This window comes from Mesorhizobium sp. B3-1-6, from assembly GCF_006439555.1.
GTDB lineage: Bacteria > Pseudomonadota > Alphaproteobacteria > Rhizobiales > Rhizobiaceae > Mesorhizobium.
Genome location: NZ_VFTM01000005.1, coordinates 116,655 through 132,161, shown reverse-complemented (window position 1 = coordinate 132,161; position 15,507 = coordinate 116,655). Strand labels below are relative to the sequence as shown.

Here is a 15,507-nt window from a genome sequence, read left to right as displayed (position 1 = left end):
GATGGCGCGCATCGAGGTCAACCATATTCGTCATTCCTACCTGCCCAACCCGCAGAAGGATTCCGATTTCGCGCTGAAGGAAGTGCACCACACCTTCGAGGATGGCGGCGCCTACGCACTGCTCGGGCCGTCGGGCTGCGGCAAGACCACTCTGCTCAACATCATTTCCGGCCTGCTGCATCCTTCGCACGGCAAGCTTTTGTTCAACGGTCGTGACGTCACCAATCTGTCGACGCAGGAACGCAACATCGCGCAGGTGTTCCAGTTCCCGGTCATCTACGACACCATGACCGTCTACGACAATCTGGCTTTCCCGCTGCGCAACCGCCGCGTGCCGGAGACGGACGTCGACCGCAAGGTGCGCGAGACGCTCGACATGATCGATCTCGCTTCGCTGGCAAAGAAGAAGGCGCGCGGGCTCACCGCCGACCAGAAGCAGAAGATCTCGCTTGGGCGCGGCCTGGTGCGCTCGGACGTCAACGCCATCCTGTTCGACGAGCCGCTGACGGTGATCGACCCGCATATGAAGTGGGTGCTGCGCTCGCAGTTGAAGCAGCTGCACCGGCGCTTCGGCTACACCATGGTCTATGTCACGCACGATCAGACCGAAGCGCTGACTTTCGCCGACCGCGTCGTGGTCATGTATGACGGCGAGATCGTCCAGATCGGCTCGCCGGCCGAGCTCTTCGAGCGCCCCCGACACACTTTCGTCGGCTATTTCATCGGCTCGCCGGGCATGAACGTGCTGCCGGTTGCGCTGGAAGGCAGAACGGCGACGCTCGGCGCGCAGCGCGTCGAATTGCCCGGCGTGCCCAAGGCCGAAGCCGGCGCCGTCGAGCTCGGCATCCGTCCCGAATATGTGCGGCTCGGCCGCGAGGGCATGGCGGTGCAGGTCTCCAAGGTCGAGGACGTCGGCCGCCACAAGGTGGTGCGCGCCAACCTGGAAGGCAGGGAAATTGCCGCGGTGATCGGCGAGGACGACGAAGTCCCGGCCGAGCCGAAAGTCCGCTTCGATCCGGCCGGCATCAACATCTATGCCGATTCCTGGCGCGTCGAGATGGGGGCGTAGATGGATAAGACCTGGAACAACAAGGCCTGGTTCCTTGTGCTGCCGGTGCTGGTGTTGGTGGCGTTCTCGGCCGTCATCCCGCTGATGACCGTCGTCAACTATTCGGTGCAGGACACGTTCGGCAACAACGTCTTCTTCTGGGCCGGCACCGAATGGTTCGAGGAACTGCTGCACGCCGACCGCTTCTGGGAAGCGATGGTGCGCAACCTGATCTTCTCCTTCATCATCCTGGCGATCGAGGTGCCGCTCGGCATCTTCATCGCGCTCAACATGCCGAAGAAGGGCTGGGGGGTGCCCGTCTGCCTGGTGCTGATGGCGCTGCCGCTGCTCGTGCCGTGGAACGTCGTCGGCACGATCTGGCAGGTCTTCGGCCGCAACGACATCGGCCTGCTCGGCTATTACGTCAATGCGCTTGGCATCGACTACAACTACGTCCAGGATCCGATCGACGCCTGGGTCACCGTCATCATCATGGATGTCTGGCACTGGACCAGCCTGGTCGTGCTGCTTTGCTACGCCGGCCTGGTCTCGATTCCCGATGCCTTCTACCAGGCGGCCAAGATCGACGGCGCATCGCGCTGGGCGGTGTTCCGCTACATCCAGCTGCCCAAGATGCAGCGTGTGCTGCTGATCGCCGTGCTGTTGCGCTTCATGGATAGCTTCATGATCTATACCGAGCCCTTCGTCGTCACCGGCGGCGGCCCCGGCAATTCGACCACCTTCCTGTCGATCGACCTCGTCAAGACTGCCCTCGGCCAGTTCGACCTCGGTCCGGCGGCGGCAATGTCGCTGGTCTACTTCCTGATCATCCTGTTGTTGTCGTGGGTGTTCTACACCGTGATGACCAATTACGACGCGGAGCGCTGAGATGGCGGGCGCCAACGAGACGACGCGCGTGAGCGAGACGGCGGTCACCGAGGTGGGCAGCGCGCTGTCGCAGGACGAGGTGGCGAGGCTGATGCGCCGCCGCGGCGAGGAATCGCGCTGGTGGTGGATCGTGCCGACGGTCTACATCATCGTTATCCTGCTGCCGATCTACTGGCTCATCAATATGAGCTTCAAGACCAACGCGGAGATCGTGTCGTCGCTGACGCTGTTCCCGCATAATCCGACACTGGCGAACTATCGCACCATCTTCACCGACCCGTCCTGGTATTCGGGCTACATCAACTCGATCACCTATGTGGTGATGAACATGGTGATATCGGTGGCGGTGGCGCTGCCGGCGGCCTACGCCTTCTCGCGCTACCGCTTCCTTGGCGACAAGCATTTGTTCTTCTGGCTTTTGACCAACCGCATGGCGCCGCCGGCGGTGTTCGCGCTGCCGTTCTTCCAGCTCTATTCGGCGTTCGGCCTGATCGACACCCATATCGCCGTGGCGCTGGCGCACTGCCTGTTCAACGTGCCGCTGGCGGTGTGGATCCTCGAGGGCTTCATGTCCGGCGTGCCGAAGGAGATCGACGAAACCGCCTATATCGACGGCTATTCCTTCCCGCGCTTTTTCGTGAAGATCTTCATGCCGCTGATCGCGAGCGGTATCGGCGTCGCCTGCTTCTTCTGCTTCATGTTCTCGTGGGTGGAGCTCCTGATCGCGCGTACGCTGACCACGACCGACGCCAAGCCCATCGCCGCCACCATGACCCGCACCGTCTCTGCCGCCGGCATGGATTGGGGCCTGCTCGCCGCCGCTGGCGTGCTGACACTGATCCCCGGTGCTTTGGTCATCTGGTTCGTGCGAAATTATATCGCCAAGGGCTTTGCCCTGGGGAGGGTCTAAGCCATGAACCTCGACTTCTCCTGGATGGCGTGGACGTGGCCGACGGCGGCTTTCTTCATCGTCATCGCGCTGATGCTCTTTGGCATGGGCGTTTGGGAATATGTCTCGCCCGGCGGCAATCCGCGCGTCGGCGTGCTGCGCTTCGAGACGACGCGCGGCGATCGTTTGTTCCTGTCGCTGCTTGGCAGCGCCTTCATCCATCTCGCTTGGCTGGGTCTGGTAGGACCCAACCTGTGGTGGGCTCTCGCTCTCTCCGTGGTCTACGCCGTTGGCGTGTTCCGATACGTATAGAGGGGGAATAGCCGGAGCGGCCGCGTGCTGGCGGCCGCCCCGGAATGCACTTGAAACCTAAGACTGGAGGAGACACATGCGACGGCAATTTCTAACATCGACGACCGCCCTAGCCCTATTGCTCGGCGTGGGCAACGCCTACGCCGGTATGGACGAGGCAAAAGCCTTTCTCGACAAGGAGATAGGCGACCTGTCGACGCTTTCACGCGCCGACCAGGAAAAGGAAATGCAGTGGTTCATCGACGCAGCCAAGCCGTTCGCCGGCATGGACATCAAGGTCGTTTCGGAAACCATCGCCACGCACCAATACGAGTCACAGGTGCTGGCGCCGGCCTTCTCCGCCATCACCGGCATCAAGGTCACGCATGACGTCATCCAGGAAGGCGACGTCGTCGAAAAGATCCAGACCCAGATGCAGACGGGACAGAACCTCTATGACGGCTGGGTCAACGATTCCGACCTGATCGGCACGCACTGGCGCTACCAGCAGGTGCGCAACTTGACCGACTGGATGGCGAATGAAGGCAAGGACGTCACCAATCCGAACCTCGACCTGAAGGACTTCATCGGCACCTCGTTCACGACGGCGCCCGACAAGAAGCTCTATCAACTCCCCGACCAGCAGTTCGCGAACCTCTACTGGTTCCGCTACGACTGGTTCAACGACGAGAAGAACAAGGCCGACTTCAAGGCCAAATACGGCTACGACCTAGGCGTTCCCGTCAACTGGTCGGCTTATGAGGACATCGCCGAATTCTTCACCGGCCGCGAGATCGACGGCAAGAAGGTCTACGGCCATATGGACTACGGCAAGAAGGACCCGTCGCTCGGCTGGCGGTTCACCGACGCCTGGCTGTCCATGGCCGGCAATGGCGACAAGGGCATTCCGAACGGCCTGCCCGTCGACGAATGGGGCATCAAGGTCGACGAGAATTCGCGCCCTGTCGGCTCCTGCACGGCGCGTGGCGGAGACACCAATGGCCCGGCGGCGGTCTACTCGATCCAGAAATATCTCGACTGGCTGAAGGCCTACGCTCCGGCGGAAGCCCAGGGCATGACCTTCTCCGAATCCGGCCCGGTGCCGGCGCAGGGCGCGGTCGCGCAGCAGATATTCTGGTACACCGCCTTCACCGCTTCGATGGTCGACGCCGGCGCCAAGGCGGTGCTGAACGACGACGGCACGCCGAAGTGGCGCATGGCACCGTCGCCGCATGGCGTCTACTGGAAGGACGGCATGAAGCTCGGCTATCAGGACGTGGGTTCCTGGACGCTGATGAAATCGACGCCGGACGATCGCGCCAAGGCCGCCTGGCTTTATGCGCAGTTCGTCACCTCGAAGACGGTCGACGTGAAGAAGAGCCATGTCGGCCTGACCTTCATCCGCGAGAGCACGATCCACGACAAGAGCTTTACCGAGCGCGCTCCGAAGCTCGGCGGCCTGATCGAGTTCTATCGTTCGCCGGCCCGCGTCCAGTGGTCGCCGACGGGTACCAACGTGCCTGATTATCCGAAGCTGGCGCAGCTCTGGTGGCAGGCGATCGGCGATGCCTCGTCCGGCGCCAAGTCGGCTCAGGAAGCGATGGACTCGCTCTGCGCCGAGCAGGAAAAGGTCATGAGCCGCATCGAGAAGTCGGGCGTCCAGGGCGATATCGGCCCGAAGATGGCCGAAGAGCATGACCTCGCCTACTGGAACGCCGACGCGGTCAAGAAAGGCAATCTCGCTCCTCAGTTGAAGATCGAGAACGAGAAGGAAAAGCCGATCACCATCAACTACGACGAACTGGTGAAGAGCTGGCAGCAGCAGTAACTGCATGACGCGGGCGTGCTTGCCCTTGTAGGAAGTGCGGGGGAGGCGGCTTTGCCGTCTCCCCTGTTGCATGAGAAGTGGGAGGATGCGGAATGAGCGGTTTTGTGCTGGCCATCGATCAGGGGACGACGTCGACGAGGGCCATCCTGTTCGACGACAAGATGAAGGTCGCCGGCGCCGGCCAGCAGGAATTCACGCAGCATTATCCGGCTTCCGGCTGGGTCGAACATGACCCGGAAGACATCTGGGCGAGTGTTCTCGCCACGGTGAAATCGGCGTTGAAGGCCGCCGGCCGCACGGCATCGGATGTCGCCGCGATCGGCATCACCAACCAGCGTGAGACCGTCGTCATCTGGGACAAGGCGACTGGCAAGCCGATCCATAACGCGATCGTCTGGCAGGACAGGCGCACCGCGCCGCTCTGTCAGAAGCTGAAGAAGCAGGAATTGGAGAAGACATTCACGAAGAAGACCGGCCTGCTGCTCGATCCCTATTTCTCCGGCACCAAGATCGCCTGGATGCTGGACAAGGTGAAGGGCGCCAGCAAGCGCGCCGAGAAGGGTGAGCTGCTCGCCGGCACCATCGACAGTTTCCTGATCTGGCGGCTGACCGGCGGCCAGGTGCACGCCACCGATGCCACCAACGCCTCGCGCACTTTGGTCTACAACATCGAGAAGAATGTCTGGGACGACGAGCTGCTTTCGATCCTGAAGATCCCGGCCGCGATCCTGCCGCGGGTGAAGGATTGCGCCGACGATTTCGGCGTCACCGAGAAGAGCCTCTTTGGCGCCGAGATGCGGATTCTCGGCGTGGCCGGCGACCAGCATGCGGCGACGATCGGCCAGGCCTGCTTCGAGCCCGGCATGATGAAATCCACCTACGGCACCGGCTGCTTCGCGCTGCTCAACACGGGCGCCGACCTGGTGCGCTCGAGGAACCGGCTCTTGACCACTATCGCTTATCGGCTCAACGGCAAAACCACCTATGCGCTGGAAGGTTCGATCTTCATCGCGGGCGCCGCCGTGCAGTGGCTGCGCGACGGCATCAAGGTGATCGGCAAGGCCGAGCAAAGCGGCGCCTTGGCGGCGGCCGCGGACCCGGCGCAACAAGTCTATCTGGTGCCGGCCTTTGTCGGCCTCGGCGCGCCACATTGGGACGCGGACGCGCGCGGCGCTATCTTCGGCCTGACGCGCAACTCCGGCCCGGCCGAGTTCGCGCGCGCCGCACTTGAATCGGTCGCCTTCCAGACCCGCGACCTGCTCGACGCCATGCGCAAGGACTGGAAAGGCGCCTCGGCCAAGACGGTGCTTCGCGTCGACGGGGGCATGGTGGCGTCCGACTGGACCATGCAGCGGCTCGCCGACATTCTCGACGCGCCGGTCGACCGTCCGACGATCCTGGAGACGACGGCGCTTGGCGCCGCCTGGCTCGCCGGTTCGAAGGCCGGTGTATGGCCGAAGGCAAGGGAATTTGCTAAGAGCTGGGCGCTTGAACGGCGCTTCATGCCGCAGATGGATGCGGCCGCGCGCGGGGCGAAGCTGGCCGGATGGCGCGATGCGGTGCGCAGGACGTTGAGTGGGCAATAAGGAGCTGTCAGTCAGCGTGCAGGGTGAGGGGAATGGACCCAGACTGGTATGCTGCCTGGCGTGAGGAGGCTTTCGAACAACTTCGAGCGAAAAATAGGCGCTTGCAGGATGACTTCCGCCTTGGCAGTTGGTCTCGCTATAATTACGACCTGAAGGCTGGAAAGCTCCTTTTCTCAGAACAAGGCGTCGTCACGGTCGTCTCGGAGATCCAAATTGCTGGGTCAACGAGCGTTGAAGCTGGCAATTGGCTCTGGGCTTGGGCCAATTCGAATTGGCCCTCGGAATTCATAACTGACGCCCAGTCAGCCCGATCTTTCGGTAAGAAGCACGGCATCGGCGATTTAACTCGAGACTATGTGACGGGCGAAGATCTTGATGCACTCGGCTGGAAACTGACCTCAGCAGTGACTCGGATTTGCAACGCTTGCGGAGCCTATCGCTCTCCTCCAGATGACGGCGTAGGTCTTTATCTGATTCTCAAAAGCATTAGCTGGGCAAGCTGACCTGTGGGCGCGCTCAACTGTTGAAATCCGGCTGAACAACGACGAGAGAGCCCGTGCCTCTCGAGGCACGGGCTCAGTCAACGACCCTGGGTACTGACTGGAGGCCGTCAGTAGGGCGAAACGCACTGCTGACGCGGGCCGTTGTAGGGTTGGAAGGTGTTGTCCGAAGCGCGATACGAACGATAACGGTCGTAGCACCACTGTACGTGCGAGTTGCCGCGATAGACGCGGTTGTTCTCGCTGTTGACGATGGCGCCGGTGATCAGCGCGCCGGTGGCGAAAGCGGCAAGCGGGAACCAGTAGTCGCCATGACGGCGATAGCCGCGGCGATATTCACGATAGCCGCGATGGCCGTTCCAGTACATGCCGTCATTGCGCGAGAAACGCTGGCCGCCGCGCCAATGGCCGCCATGCCTCCATCGGAAATCGCGTTCTGCGACCGTCTGGACGTCGGACGAAGCCGGCGAAGCCTGCGGGACGAACACCTGGGCGGCGTTGGCCGGCACCGCCGCCGCGGCGGCGAACGAAACCGACAAGGTGGCGGCAAGCAAGCCCGATACGATCTTTTTCATGGGTCTTCTCCTGGGAAGGGTGGTTGACGTCCCTGTGCCGAAGGAACGGAAAATGACCTCAATGGTTCCCCTTTGAATCTCAAACCATTGTTATTTCAGGAGCTTCTGAGATAGCGAGGGAGATCGAAGCGGGCATCGCACTCGGCACCACGGATGCTTGATCGCCAGTCGCCAAAATTCGCCAGACCCGTTGATAACTCCGGCTGGCGGCCGTCTTTTTCCGGTTGACCGGCCGCGGCACTCTCCCTATGTTCCGCGCAATTTCGAGGGCGGCGTTTCGAGCCCGCGGGAGCGCGTAGCTCAGCCGGTAGAGCAACTGACTTTTAATCAGTAGGTCATGGGTTCGAATCCCATCGCGCTCACCAAAATTAATGATCCAAAACCGTCCGTGGTCCCCGGCAATCGGAACAAAAACTCATGCGCGGCTGTTTCCCTCCCGAAGGGACCGCAATTCGGGATGCGGATGCAGTGGACGTAATGAACTTGGAACTGGCCAGGGCCAGGCAGCGCGTCAAGCGCGCAGAGATTTCGCTCAATCACGCAAAAGAACTGCTGGACGAGGAATGCGGCGTCGGGATCAATCTTGCCCTATGCGACCGCATAAGGTCGGAACAGCAGCGGGTCGCGGAGGCCAGAAAGCGGCTGATGAATATCGCTTCGACCGCCTGATGGGGTGACTTTCCGCAAGACAAGCGTGATCCTGCCGCGTTGCCTTGTCGCTGGATAAGGTCGTGGTTAAACTCGGCGCCTCCGAGGGAGGCTCCAGGATGACACTCGACCTTTCGGTAGACGCTGAGGCCCCCAAGGCGACGACACCGCCTGGCAAATATCTTTTTGGTCCGGTCGCCGACTTTCTCATGCTGGGCGGCAGCGCGTTTCTGATCCTGCCGGTGCTGTTCTTCGTGCCGCGCGCATATGAAGGCCCGCTGGCCGCGACGATGGTCGTCGTGGCCTATCTGGTGAACTATCCGCACTTCGCCCACTCCTACCAGATTTTCTACCGCAATTTCGGCCGCAAGGCGCGCGGCGACGGCTACGACAGGAGCCTGCAGCTTCGGTATATTTTCGCCGGCGTTATCGTTCCGGCGATCATGGCCCTGTTCTTTGCCTATGGGGCGGCGATGTCGAACACGCGGCTGCTCGGCTTCGCGGCCAACGCAATGTTCTTCTTCGTCGGCTGGCACTACGTCAAGCAAGGCTACGGCATGCTGATGGTCGACGCCGTCCTGAAACGCAAATTCTTCGATGACCGGGACAAGAAGGTGCTGCTCGTCAACAGCTACGCGGTGTGGATCCTGGCCTGGCTGCAGACGAATACGGCTGTGACGCAGGGGCAGTATTACGGCCTTCAATATTACACTTTCGCGGCGCCGTCCTGGATCACCGACATTGCCGTGCTGGCGGCCGTCGGGTCGACGGTGGCCACGTTTTTGATGCTGGTCAACCGCTGGCGACGGAATGGCGGCGGACTGCCTTACAACGGCATCGTGGCCTATGTCGCCTCACTCTATCTCTGGATCCTGATCGCCAGGATCAACCCGCTCTGGCTGCTCGTGGTGCCGGCGCTTCACTCGCTGCAATATCTGGCCGTGGTGTGGCGCTATCAGACCAATGTCGAGCGTGACGTCTCGGACGCCGTGCGGGATCCGGAGCCGAAGATACTATCCGTGCTTGGGCCCCGCTACCGGTTGCGGGTGCTGGGGTTCATCATCGGCGGTGGCGCTCTCGGCTATCTTGGCTTCTGGCTGATTCCCTTCGTGCTGACCGCCCTGATCCCGTACGACAGCCAGGTTCTCGGTTCCTCGCTGTTCTTCTTCATCGTGCTGATCTTCATCAACGTGCACCACTACTTCCTCGACAACGTGATGTGGCGCCGCGGCAATCCGGAAGTGTCTAAATATCTGTTCCGGTAAAGTTGCGGCAGTGCCGCGGATCACGCGATCAGCGACACATTCCCGCCAGCATGGCGTTCCAACCTTCCGGCGAGGTCGAGCTCCAGAAGCACCATCGCAATCTGCGCGGCGCTTAATCCCGTGTGGCGGATGATCTCGTCTATGCCTGTCGGCGTGGGCCCAAGCGCTTCCAGCACATCGGCGCGGTCGTTTTCGCCGGGCGGCGGCATGGCGGATATGTCGGGCGCCTCGGCAATTGGAGCGGTTCTTGGAGCCCGGGTGCCGGCAAGCGGCGCCAGCGCGCCGAGCACATCGGCGGCCTCGGTGACGAGCGTGACGCCGTCCTTGAGCAGCGCGTTGCAGCCGGCGGCGCGTGGATCGAGCGGCGAGCCCGGCACGGCGAAGACCAGCCGGCCCATTTCATTGGCGAGGCGGGCGCTGATCAGCGAGCCGGAGCGCTGCGCGGCCTCGACCACCACGAGTCCAAGCGCCATGCCGGCGACCAGGCGGTTGCGGCGCGGGAAATCCTGGGCGCGCGGCTGCCAGGCGAAGGGCATTTCCGAAACGATGGCGCCGCCGCGATCGGCGATCTCATCGCACAGGCCGGCATTCTCGGACGGGTAGGGGACATCGAGCCCGCCGGCCAGCACGCCGATGGTGCCGGTCGAAACGCTGCCCTTGTGCGCGGCCGTGTCGATGCCGCGCGCCAGACCGGAAACGATGGCGTAGCCTTCCCGGCCGAGATCGGCTGCCAGCATGCGCGCCATCTTGATGCCGGCCAGCGAGGCATTTCGGGCGCCGACAATCGCCACCGCCGGCAGGCGGAAGACCGCGCCTTCGCCTTTCACCGCCAGCAGCGGTGGCGGATTGTCGAGGGTCTTCAGCAAGGGCGGATAATCGGCCTCGCCAATGCCGACGAAGCGGGCGCCGGCGCGCCGGGCGGCGTCCAGCTCGGCTTCGGCCTCGGCGACGGAAGGGATGCGGACGGTACGATTGGCGCCGCCGGAGATCATCAGCTCGGGCAGCATTTCAAGCGCGGCTTCGGCCGAGCCGAAGCGGTTGATCAACTCGCGAAACGAGGCCGGGCCGACATTGGGCGTGCGGATCAGGCGAAGCCAGGCAAGCCGCTGCCGGTCGCTGAGGCGCGGGCCGGCGGCCGGCGCGCTCATCCCTTCGCCCCGATCTTGCCTTCGGTGCCGGCCAGCAGCCTCGAGATGTTGGCATGATGCTTGACGATGACGATCAGGCTCATCACGGCGAACAGGCCGGCGATCTGCGGCGTGCCTATGAAATAGAGCGCGATCGGCACAATGACCGCCGCCGACAGCGCCGCCAGCGAGGAATAGCGGAACAGGAAGGCCATTGCGAGCCAGACGACGGCGAAGACGAGCATGCCTTGCCAGGCAAGGCCCAGCAGCACGCCCAGATAGGTGGCGACGCCCTTGCCGCCCTTGAAGCCGAGCCAGACCGGGAAGAGATGCCCGAGGAAAGCGCCGAAGCCGGCCAACAGGCCGAAGTCCGGCGAAAAATGCCCGGCGACCAGCACCGCGGCCGTGCCTTTCAGCGCATCGAGCAGCAGCGTGGCGGCAGCGAGCCCTTTATTGCCCGTCCTCAGCACATTGGTCGCGCCGATATTGCCGGAGCCGATCTTGCGAACGTCGCCGAGCCCGGCCGCGCGGGTGATCAGGAGCCCGAACGGGATCGAGCCGAGCAGATAGCCGAAGACGAGCGCGACCGCGTAACCCATTGTTTCCCCCTTATTTCCTGTGCTCCGGCTGCTCGCTCCAGGATTGAGATACTGTGCGTTATGCAACCATGGTTTGCAAGAGCTAGCTCTGCTCAGGCATCAGTTGGTCATAATGGTAGAGTCGGGAGGGTTCGCCAAGCAACTCTGTGCAGGGGCAGGCCAGGCAGGGCTCAAAGCGGTGGGTGGTCTATGCGGAAAACACCGTGCGTCCCGCAACCATCGTCTGCAAGACCTTGCCCTGCAGGCGCGCGCCTTCGAAACAGGTGTTCTTCGAGCGCGATCGCAGACCGCTTTCGCTGACGATCCACGGCTCGTCGACGTCGACAAGTACGAGATCGGCCGGCGCGCCCGGCTTCAGCGTGCCGCCCGGCAGGCCGAACAGTCTTGCCGGCGCCGTGGACAGCGTCTCGATCAGCCTCAGCAACGGCACGTCGGCATTGTGGTAGAGCCGAAGTGCTACGCCAAGCAGCGTCTCCAGCCCGATGGCGCCGGCGGCGGCATCGGCAAAGGGCAGGCGCTTGGTGTCGACGTCCTGAGGGTCGTGCGAGGAGACGATGATGTCGATCGTGCCGTCCTTGATCGCCTCGATCATCGCCAGCCGGTCGTCCTCGGCGCGCAAGGGCGGGGTCAGCCGGAAGAAGGTGCGGTATTCGCCGACGTCGTTCTCGTTGAGCGACAGGTTGTGGATGGCGACGCCGGCCGTGACATTGGCGCCGTCGGTCTTGGCCCTGTTCACCGCGCCGGCCGCCATCGCCGACGAGATCTTGGCGGCGTGGTAGGCGCCACCGGTCAGCCGGGCCAGTGCCAGGTCGCGTTCAAGAGGAATGAGCTCGGCCTCGCGCGGGACGCCAGAGAGGCCAAGCCAGCTTGCGTAGAGCCCCTCGTTCATCACACCGGACGAGGCGAGGTCGGCATCCTGGGTTTCATGCGCGATCACACCGCCGAAATCGCGGGCGTAGGTGAGCGCGCGGCGCATCACCAGCGCATTGGCGATCGTGTGGCGGCCGTCGGTGTAGGCAACGGCGCCGGCTGCGCGCAGCAGGCCGAATTCGGTCATTTCGCGGCCTTCGAGGCCCTTGGTGATCGCGGCCGCCGGAAAGATGTTGACGCTTGCGGTGTCGCGTGCCGTGCGCAGCACGAATTCGACCAGCGCCACATTGTCGATCACCGGATCGGTGTCCGGCATCATGACGACGGAGGTGACGCCGCCCGCCGCCGCCGCCACGCTTGCCGAGGCGATGGTTTCGCGATGTTCGCCGCCTGGTTCGCCGATGAAGACGCGCGCGTCGACAAGGCCCGGAATGATCGTCTTGCCGGCGCAGTCGACGACGGCGGCGCCTTCCGGCACGCCCTGGTTCAATGCCGCCTTTCCGGCCGCGACGATTCTGCGGCCGTCGACGATGACGCTGCCGATCTCGTCGACGCCGCGCGACGGGTCGACAATATGCGCCTTGCTGAAGACGGTCACGCTCATGCGCCGCGCCCCTCATGGTTGCGGCGCGGGTCGAGCAGAGCTTCCATGACCGCCATGCGTACGGCGACCCCCATCTCCACCTGTTCCTGGATGACGCTTTGCGGCCCATCGGCGATTTCGGAGGCGATTTCCACGCCACGGTTCATTGGACCGGGATGCATGACCAGCGCATCGTCCTTGGCGGCTTTCAGCTTTTCGGCATCCAGGCCGAAATAGTGGAAATATTCGCGGATCGACGGCACGAACGCGCCTTCCATGCGCTCGCGCTGCAGGCGCAGCATCATGACGACGTCGGCATCCTTCAGGCCCTCGGCCATCGAGCGCGCGACGATCACGCCCATCCTGTCGATGCCGGACGGCAGCAATGTCGAGGGCGCGACGACGCGCACCTGCGCGCCAAGCGCGTTCAAAAGCATGATGTTGGAGCGGGCGACGCGCGAATGCAGGATGTCGCCGCAGATCGCCACGATCAGCTTCGACAGCGGCCCTTTGGCGCGGCGGATGGTCAGCGCATCGAGCAGCGCCTGCGTCGGGTGCTCGTGCGCGCCGTCGCCGGCATTGACCACCGAGCAGCCGACCTTCTGCGCCAGGAGCGCCGCCGCGCCGGCCGACTGGTGGCGGATGATGAGGATGTCCGGGCGCATGGCGTTGAGCGTCATCGCCGTATCGATCAGCGTCTCGCCCTTCTTCACCGAAGAGCTTGCCACCGACATGTTCATGACGTCGGCGCCAAGCCTTTTCCCGGCCAGTTCGAAGGACGATTGCGTGCGGGTCGACGCCTCATAGAACAGGTTGATCTGGGTTCGGCCGCGCAGCGTCGAGGTCTTCTTTTCCGATTGCCGCGAGATCGCCACGGCCTGGTCCGCCCGATCGAGCAGCAGCTCGATATCGGCGGGGGAAAGATCGCGGATGCCTAGAAGATGGCGGTGGGGAAAGAGCGGCAGGGACGAAGCGTCGGTCATCTCAAGGCGCTGCTATAGGGTGCGGTCCGGCCCGCCGCAAGCGCCAGCTTTGGATTGCGAGCGTTCTCCCCGGTATTTTCGTCGCGCGCCTTGCATGGCTTGGGCTATAAGGCCCAGTGGCTTCGGATTCGCGACCGCTGCCTTGAAAATGATAGGACCTCCCTGCCAAACGAAGGATTGGGCTTGACCGACGAGGTGATCAACCAGCCGCCGCCGTTGACGGGCGGCAACGCATGGCGGGGCGATCCGTTGCTCATCCAGCTTGCCGAGCGTTTTTCCGACCCCGTGCGCAAGGATCTCGACGGGCTTGGCCGGTTCGTCATGACGCAGGAGGCGCAGGAACTCGCCCGCCTCGCCAACACCGACACGCCGAAATTGCGGACGCATGACCGCCAGGGCCGCCGCCTCGACCTGGTCGAATACCATCCGGCCTATCACGCCTTGATGCGCCGCTCGGTCGCCGGCGGGCTGCATTCTTCCGTGTGGGAAAACGGCGATGCCGAGATCGGCCGTCGCCATCAGGTGAGGGCGGCGCGCTTTTATCTGACCGCCGAGCTCGAGACCGGGCATCTTTGTCCCGTCACCATGACCAGCGCCTCGCTGGCGGCCTTGATGGCAAGCCCGAAGCTTTTCCGCGAATGGGCGCCGCGCGTGACGACGCGCAAATATGACCAGACACAGAAGCCTCCGGTGCAAAAGACCGGACTGACGCTCGGCATGGGCATGACCGAGAAGCAGGGCGGCACCGACGTGCGTGCCAACACCACCAGGGCGGAGCGCACGGGAAGCGGGTTCTACCGGTTGACCGGCCACAAATGGTTCATGTCGGCGCCGATGTCGGATGCCTTCCTGGTGCTCGGTCAGGCGCCGGAGGGACTGTCCTGCTTCCTCGTGCCGCGCATCCTGGGCGACGGCTCCGGCAACGGCTTCCGCTTCCAGCGTCTGAAGGACAAGCTCGGCAACCGCTCGAACGCCTCGTCTGAGGTGGAGTTCGTCAACGCGATCGGCGAGATGGTCGGCGACCCAGGCGCCGGCGTGAAGACGATCATGGACATGGTGACGCTGACCAGGCTCGACTGCGCGGTCGCTTCGTCGGCGCTGATGCGGGCGGGCCTCGCCGAGGCCGTCCATCACACGCGTCATCGCCAGGTGTTCGGCTCCAGCCTGATCGACCAGCCGCTGATGCAGCGGGTTCTGGCCGACATGGCGCTCGATGTCGCCGCGGCCACGGCGCTGTCGTTCCGGCTGGCGCGCTCTTTCGACGAGGCGGCAAGCGATCGCGGCGAGGCGGCCTTTGCCCGCGCCATGACGCCTGTCGTCAAATACTGGGTCTGCAAGATCGCGCCGCAGCTGCTTTACGAGGCGATGGAATGCCTTGGCGGCAACGGCTATGTCGAGGAAGCGCCGCTTGCCCGCTACTACCGGGAGGCGCCGGTCAACGCGATCTGGGAGGGCTCGGGCAATGTCATGGCGCTCGACGTGCTGCGCGTGCTTGGCCGCGCGCCCGGCCTGTTCGAGGAGGTGCTAACCGGCATCGACCGCGATCTCGGCACCGGCGGGCGCGGCACCATCGGCGTGCTGAAAGCCGCCATGCAGGTCGCCGCGACCGACCAAGGCTCGGCGCGCCTGCTCACCGAACAGCTGGCGCTTTCGGCCGCCGCGGCGGAGCTTCGCAGGCTGGGGGCAGGGCGGATCGCCGACGCCTTCGTCGAAACCCGGCTCGGCGGCCAGTGGCGCACCACCTACGGCATGCTCGATTCGCGCCACGACGCGCGCATGATCATCGACACGCTCTATCCGCCGGTGACCTGATCCGGCTTTTCGGCA

15 protein-coding genes and 1 tRNA gene are annotated in these 15,507 nt (G+C 63.7%); 11 read left to right on the top strand and 5 right to left on the bottom strand.

Annotation, left to right across the window (positions count from 1 at the left end; translation table 11 throughout):
* Position 1: 1 nt before the first annotated feature.
* The 7 genes from FJ414_RS07140 (at position 2) to FJ414_RS07110 (ending at position 7,033) form a co-directional block, all read left to right on the top strand.
* Positions 2–1,069 carry an ABC transporter ATP-binding protein gene (locus tag FJ414_RS07140; protein WP_140642823.1) on the top strand — a complete coding sequence of 356 codons (1,068 nt, stop codon included), beginning with the start codon at positions 2–4 and terminating at the stop codon, positions 1,067–1,069.
* Positions 1,070–1,936 carry a sugar ABC transporter permease gene (locus tag FJ414_RS07135; protein WP_140642821.1) on the top strand — a complete coding sequence of 289 codons (867 nt, stop codon included), beginning with the start codon at positions 1,070–1,072 and terminating at the stop codon, positions 1,934–1,936.
* A 1-nt stretch (position 1,937) separates the two neighbouring features.
* Positions 1,938–2,846 carry a carbohydrate ABC transporter permease gene (locus FJ414_RS07130; RefSeq protein ID WP_140642818.1) on the top strand — a complete coding sequence of 303 codons (909 nt, stop codon included), beginning with the start codon at positions 1,938–1,940 and terminating at the stop codon, positions 2,844–2,846.
* A gap of 3 nt (positions 2,847–2,849) precedes the next feature.
* Positions 2,850–3,137 carry a DUF2160 domain-containing protein gene (locus FJ414_RS07125; protein ID WP_140642816.1) on the top strand — a complete coding sequence of 96 codons (288 nt, stop codon included), beginning with the start codon at positions 2,850–2,852 and terminating at the stop codon, positions 3,135–3,137.
* Between the two features lie 76 nt (positions 3,138–3,213).
* Positions 3,214–4,944: an ABC transporter substrate-binding protein gene (locus FJ414_RS07120; protein ID WP_140642813.1), complete on the top strand. Its 1,731-nt coding sequence runs from the start codon at positions 3,214–3,216 to the stop codon at positions 4,942–4,944.
* A gap of 92 nt (positions 4,945–5,036) precedes the next feature.
* On the top strand, positions 5,037–6,530 hold the full coding sequence (gene glpK / locus FJ414_RS07115; protein WP_140642811.1) for a glycerol kinase GlpK: 1,494 nt from the start codon (positions 5,037–5,039) through the stop codon (positions 6,528–6,530).
* Positions 6,531–6,562: 32 nt separating this feature from the next.
* Entirely contained in the window at positions 6,563–7,033 is a 471-nt protein-coding gene (locus FJ414_RS07110; protein ID WP_140642807.1) for a DUF6882 domain-containing protein, read from the top strand.
* Between the two features lie 107 nt (positions 7,034–7,140).
* On the opposite strand, the gene FJ414_RS07105 is transcribed toward FJ414_RS07110, so the two are convergent.
* Entirely contained in the window at positions 7,141–7,605 is a 465-nt protein-coding gene (locus tag FJ414_RS07105; RefSeq protein WP_140642801.1) for a BA14K family protein, read from the bottom strand.
* Between the two features lie 289 nt (positions 7,606–7,894).
* Between FJ414_RS07105 and FJ414_RS07100 the strand changes: the two genes are divergently transcribed.
* The 3 genes from FJ414_RS07100 to FJ414_RS07090 all read left to right on the top strand — a co-directional run bounded on the left by FJ414_RS07100 (position 7,895) and on the right by FJ414_RS07090 (position 9,518).
* Positions 7,895–7,970: transfer RNA gene (locus FJ414_RS07100), tRNA-Lys, on the top strand.
* A gap of 52 nt (positions 7,971–8,022) precedes the next feature.
* The gene (locus FJ414_RS07095; RefSeq protein ID WP_140642793.1) at positions 8,023–8,274 is read left to right on the top strand and encodes a hypothetical protein; all 252 of its coding nucleotides are present in this window, start codon (positions 8,023–8,025) and stop codon (positions 8,272–8,274) included.
* Between the two features lie 98 nt (positions 8,275–8,372).
* Entirely contained in the window at positions 8,373–9,518 is a 1,146-nt protein-coding gene (locus FJ414_RS07090; protein ID WP_140642790.1) for a hypothetical protein, read from the top strand.
* 20 nt (positions 9,519–9,538) lie between these two features.
* On the opposite strand, the gene dprA is transcribed toward FJ414_RS07090, so the two are convergent.
* The 4 genes from dprA to FJ414_RS07070 form a co-directional block, all read right to left on the bottom strand.
* Positions 9,539–10,666: a DNA-processing protein DprA gene (gene dprA, locus FJ414_RS07085; RefSeq protein WP_140642788.1), complete on the bottom strand. Its 1,128-nt coding sequence runs from the start codon at positions 10,664–10,666 to the stop codon at positions 9,539–9,541.
* Positions 10,663–11,244 (bottom strand): glycerol-3-phosphate 1-O-acyltransferase PlsY, encoded by a 582-nt coding sequence (gene plsY / locus FJ414_RS07080; RefSeq protein ID WP_140642786.1) that lies wholly within the window; start codon positions 11,242–11,244, stop codon positions 10,663–10,665. Before plsY ends, dprA begins: the two co-directional genes overlap by 4 nt.
* Positions 11,245–11,431: 187 nt before the next feature.
* Positions 11,432–12,718 (bottom strand): dihydroorotase, encoded by a 1,287-nt coding sequence (locus FJ414_RS07075; protein ID WP_140642782.1) that lies wholly within the window; start codon positions 12,716–12,718, stop codon positions 11,432–11,434.
* Entirely contained in the window at positions 12,715–13,680 is a 966-nt protein-coding gene (locus tag FJ414_RS07070; protein WP_140642779.1) for an aspartate carbamoyltransferase catalytic subunit, read from the bottom strand. The genes FJ414_RS07075 and FJ414_RS07070 overlap by 4 nt, the downstream gene beginning before the upstream one ends.
* Before the next feature lie 183 nt (positions 13,681–13,863).
* Here FJ414_RS07070 and FJ414_RS07065 point away from each other — a divergent pair, with 183 nt between their 5' ends.
* Positions 13,864–15,492 (top strand): DNA alkylation response protein, encoded by a 1,629-nt coding sequence (locus FJ414_RS07065; RefSeq protein ID WP_140642777.1) that lies wholly within the window; start codon positions 13,864–13,866, stop codon positions 15,490–15,492.
* The last annotated feature ends 15 nt before the right edge of the window (positions 15,493–15,507 follow it).

Excerpts from the sequence above, each read along its gene's own strand:
- FJ414_RS07140 (WP_140642823.1), top strand. The coding sequence starts at position 2 with ATGGCGCGCATCGAGGTCAACCATATTCGTCATTCCTACCTGCCCAAC.
- FJ414_RS07110 (WP_140642807.1), top strand. The coding sequence starts at position 6,563 with ATGGACCCAGACTGGTATGCTGCCTGGCGTGAGGAGGCTTTCGAACAA.
- dprA (WP_140642788.1), bottom strand. The coding sequence starts at position 10,666 with ATGAGCGCGCCGGCCGCCGGCCCGCGCCTCAGCGACCGGCAGCGGCTT.
- FJ414_RS07125 (WP_140642816.1), top strand. The coding sequence starts at position 2,850 with ATGAACCTCGACTTCTCCTGGATGGCGTGGACGTGGCCGACGGCGGCT.
- FJ414_RS07095 (WP_140642793.1), top strand. The coding sequence starts at position 8,023 with ATGCGCGGCTGTTTCCCTCCCGAAGGGACCGCAATTCGGGATGCGGAT.
- plsY (WP_140642786.1), bottom strand. The coding sequence starts at position 11,244 with ATGGGTTACGCGGTCGCGCTCGTCTTCGGCTATCTGCTCGGCTCGATC.
- glpK (WP_140642811.1), top strand. The coding sequence starts at position 5,037 with ATGAGCGGTTTTGTGCTGGCCATCGATCAGGGGACGACGTCGACGAGG.
- FJ414_RS07070 (WP_140642779.1), bottom strand. The coding sequence starts at position 13,680 with ATGACCGACGCTTCGTCCCTGCCGCTCTTTCCCCACCGCCATCTTCTA.
- FJ414_RS07090 (WP_140642790.1), top strand. The coding sequence starts at position 8,373 with ATGACACTCGACCTTTCGGTAGACGCTGAGGCCCCCAAGGCGACGACA.
- FJ414_RS07120 (WP_140642813.1), top strand. The coding sequence starts at position 3,214 with ATGCGACGGCAATTTCTAACATCGACGACCGCCCTAGCCCTATTGCTC.
- FJ414_RS07075 (WP_140642782.1), bottom strand. The coding sequence starts at position 12,718 with ATGAGCGTGACCGTCTTCAGCAAGGCGCATATTGTCGACCCGTCGCGC.
- FJ414_RS07135 (WP_140642821.1), top strand. The coding sequence starts at position 1,070 with ATGGATAAGACCTGGAACAACAAGGCCTGGTTCCTTGTGCTGCCGGTG.
- FJ414_RS07130 (WP_140642818.1), top strand. The coding sequence starts at position 1,938 with ATGGCGGGCGCCAACGAGACGACGCGCGTGAGCGAGACGGCGGTCACC.
- FJ414_RS07105 (WP_140642801.1), bottom strand. The coding sequence starts at position 7,605 with ATGAAAAAGATCGTATCGGGCTTGCTTGCCGCCACCTTGTCGGTTTCG.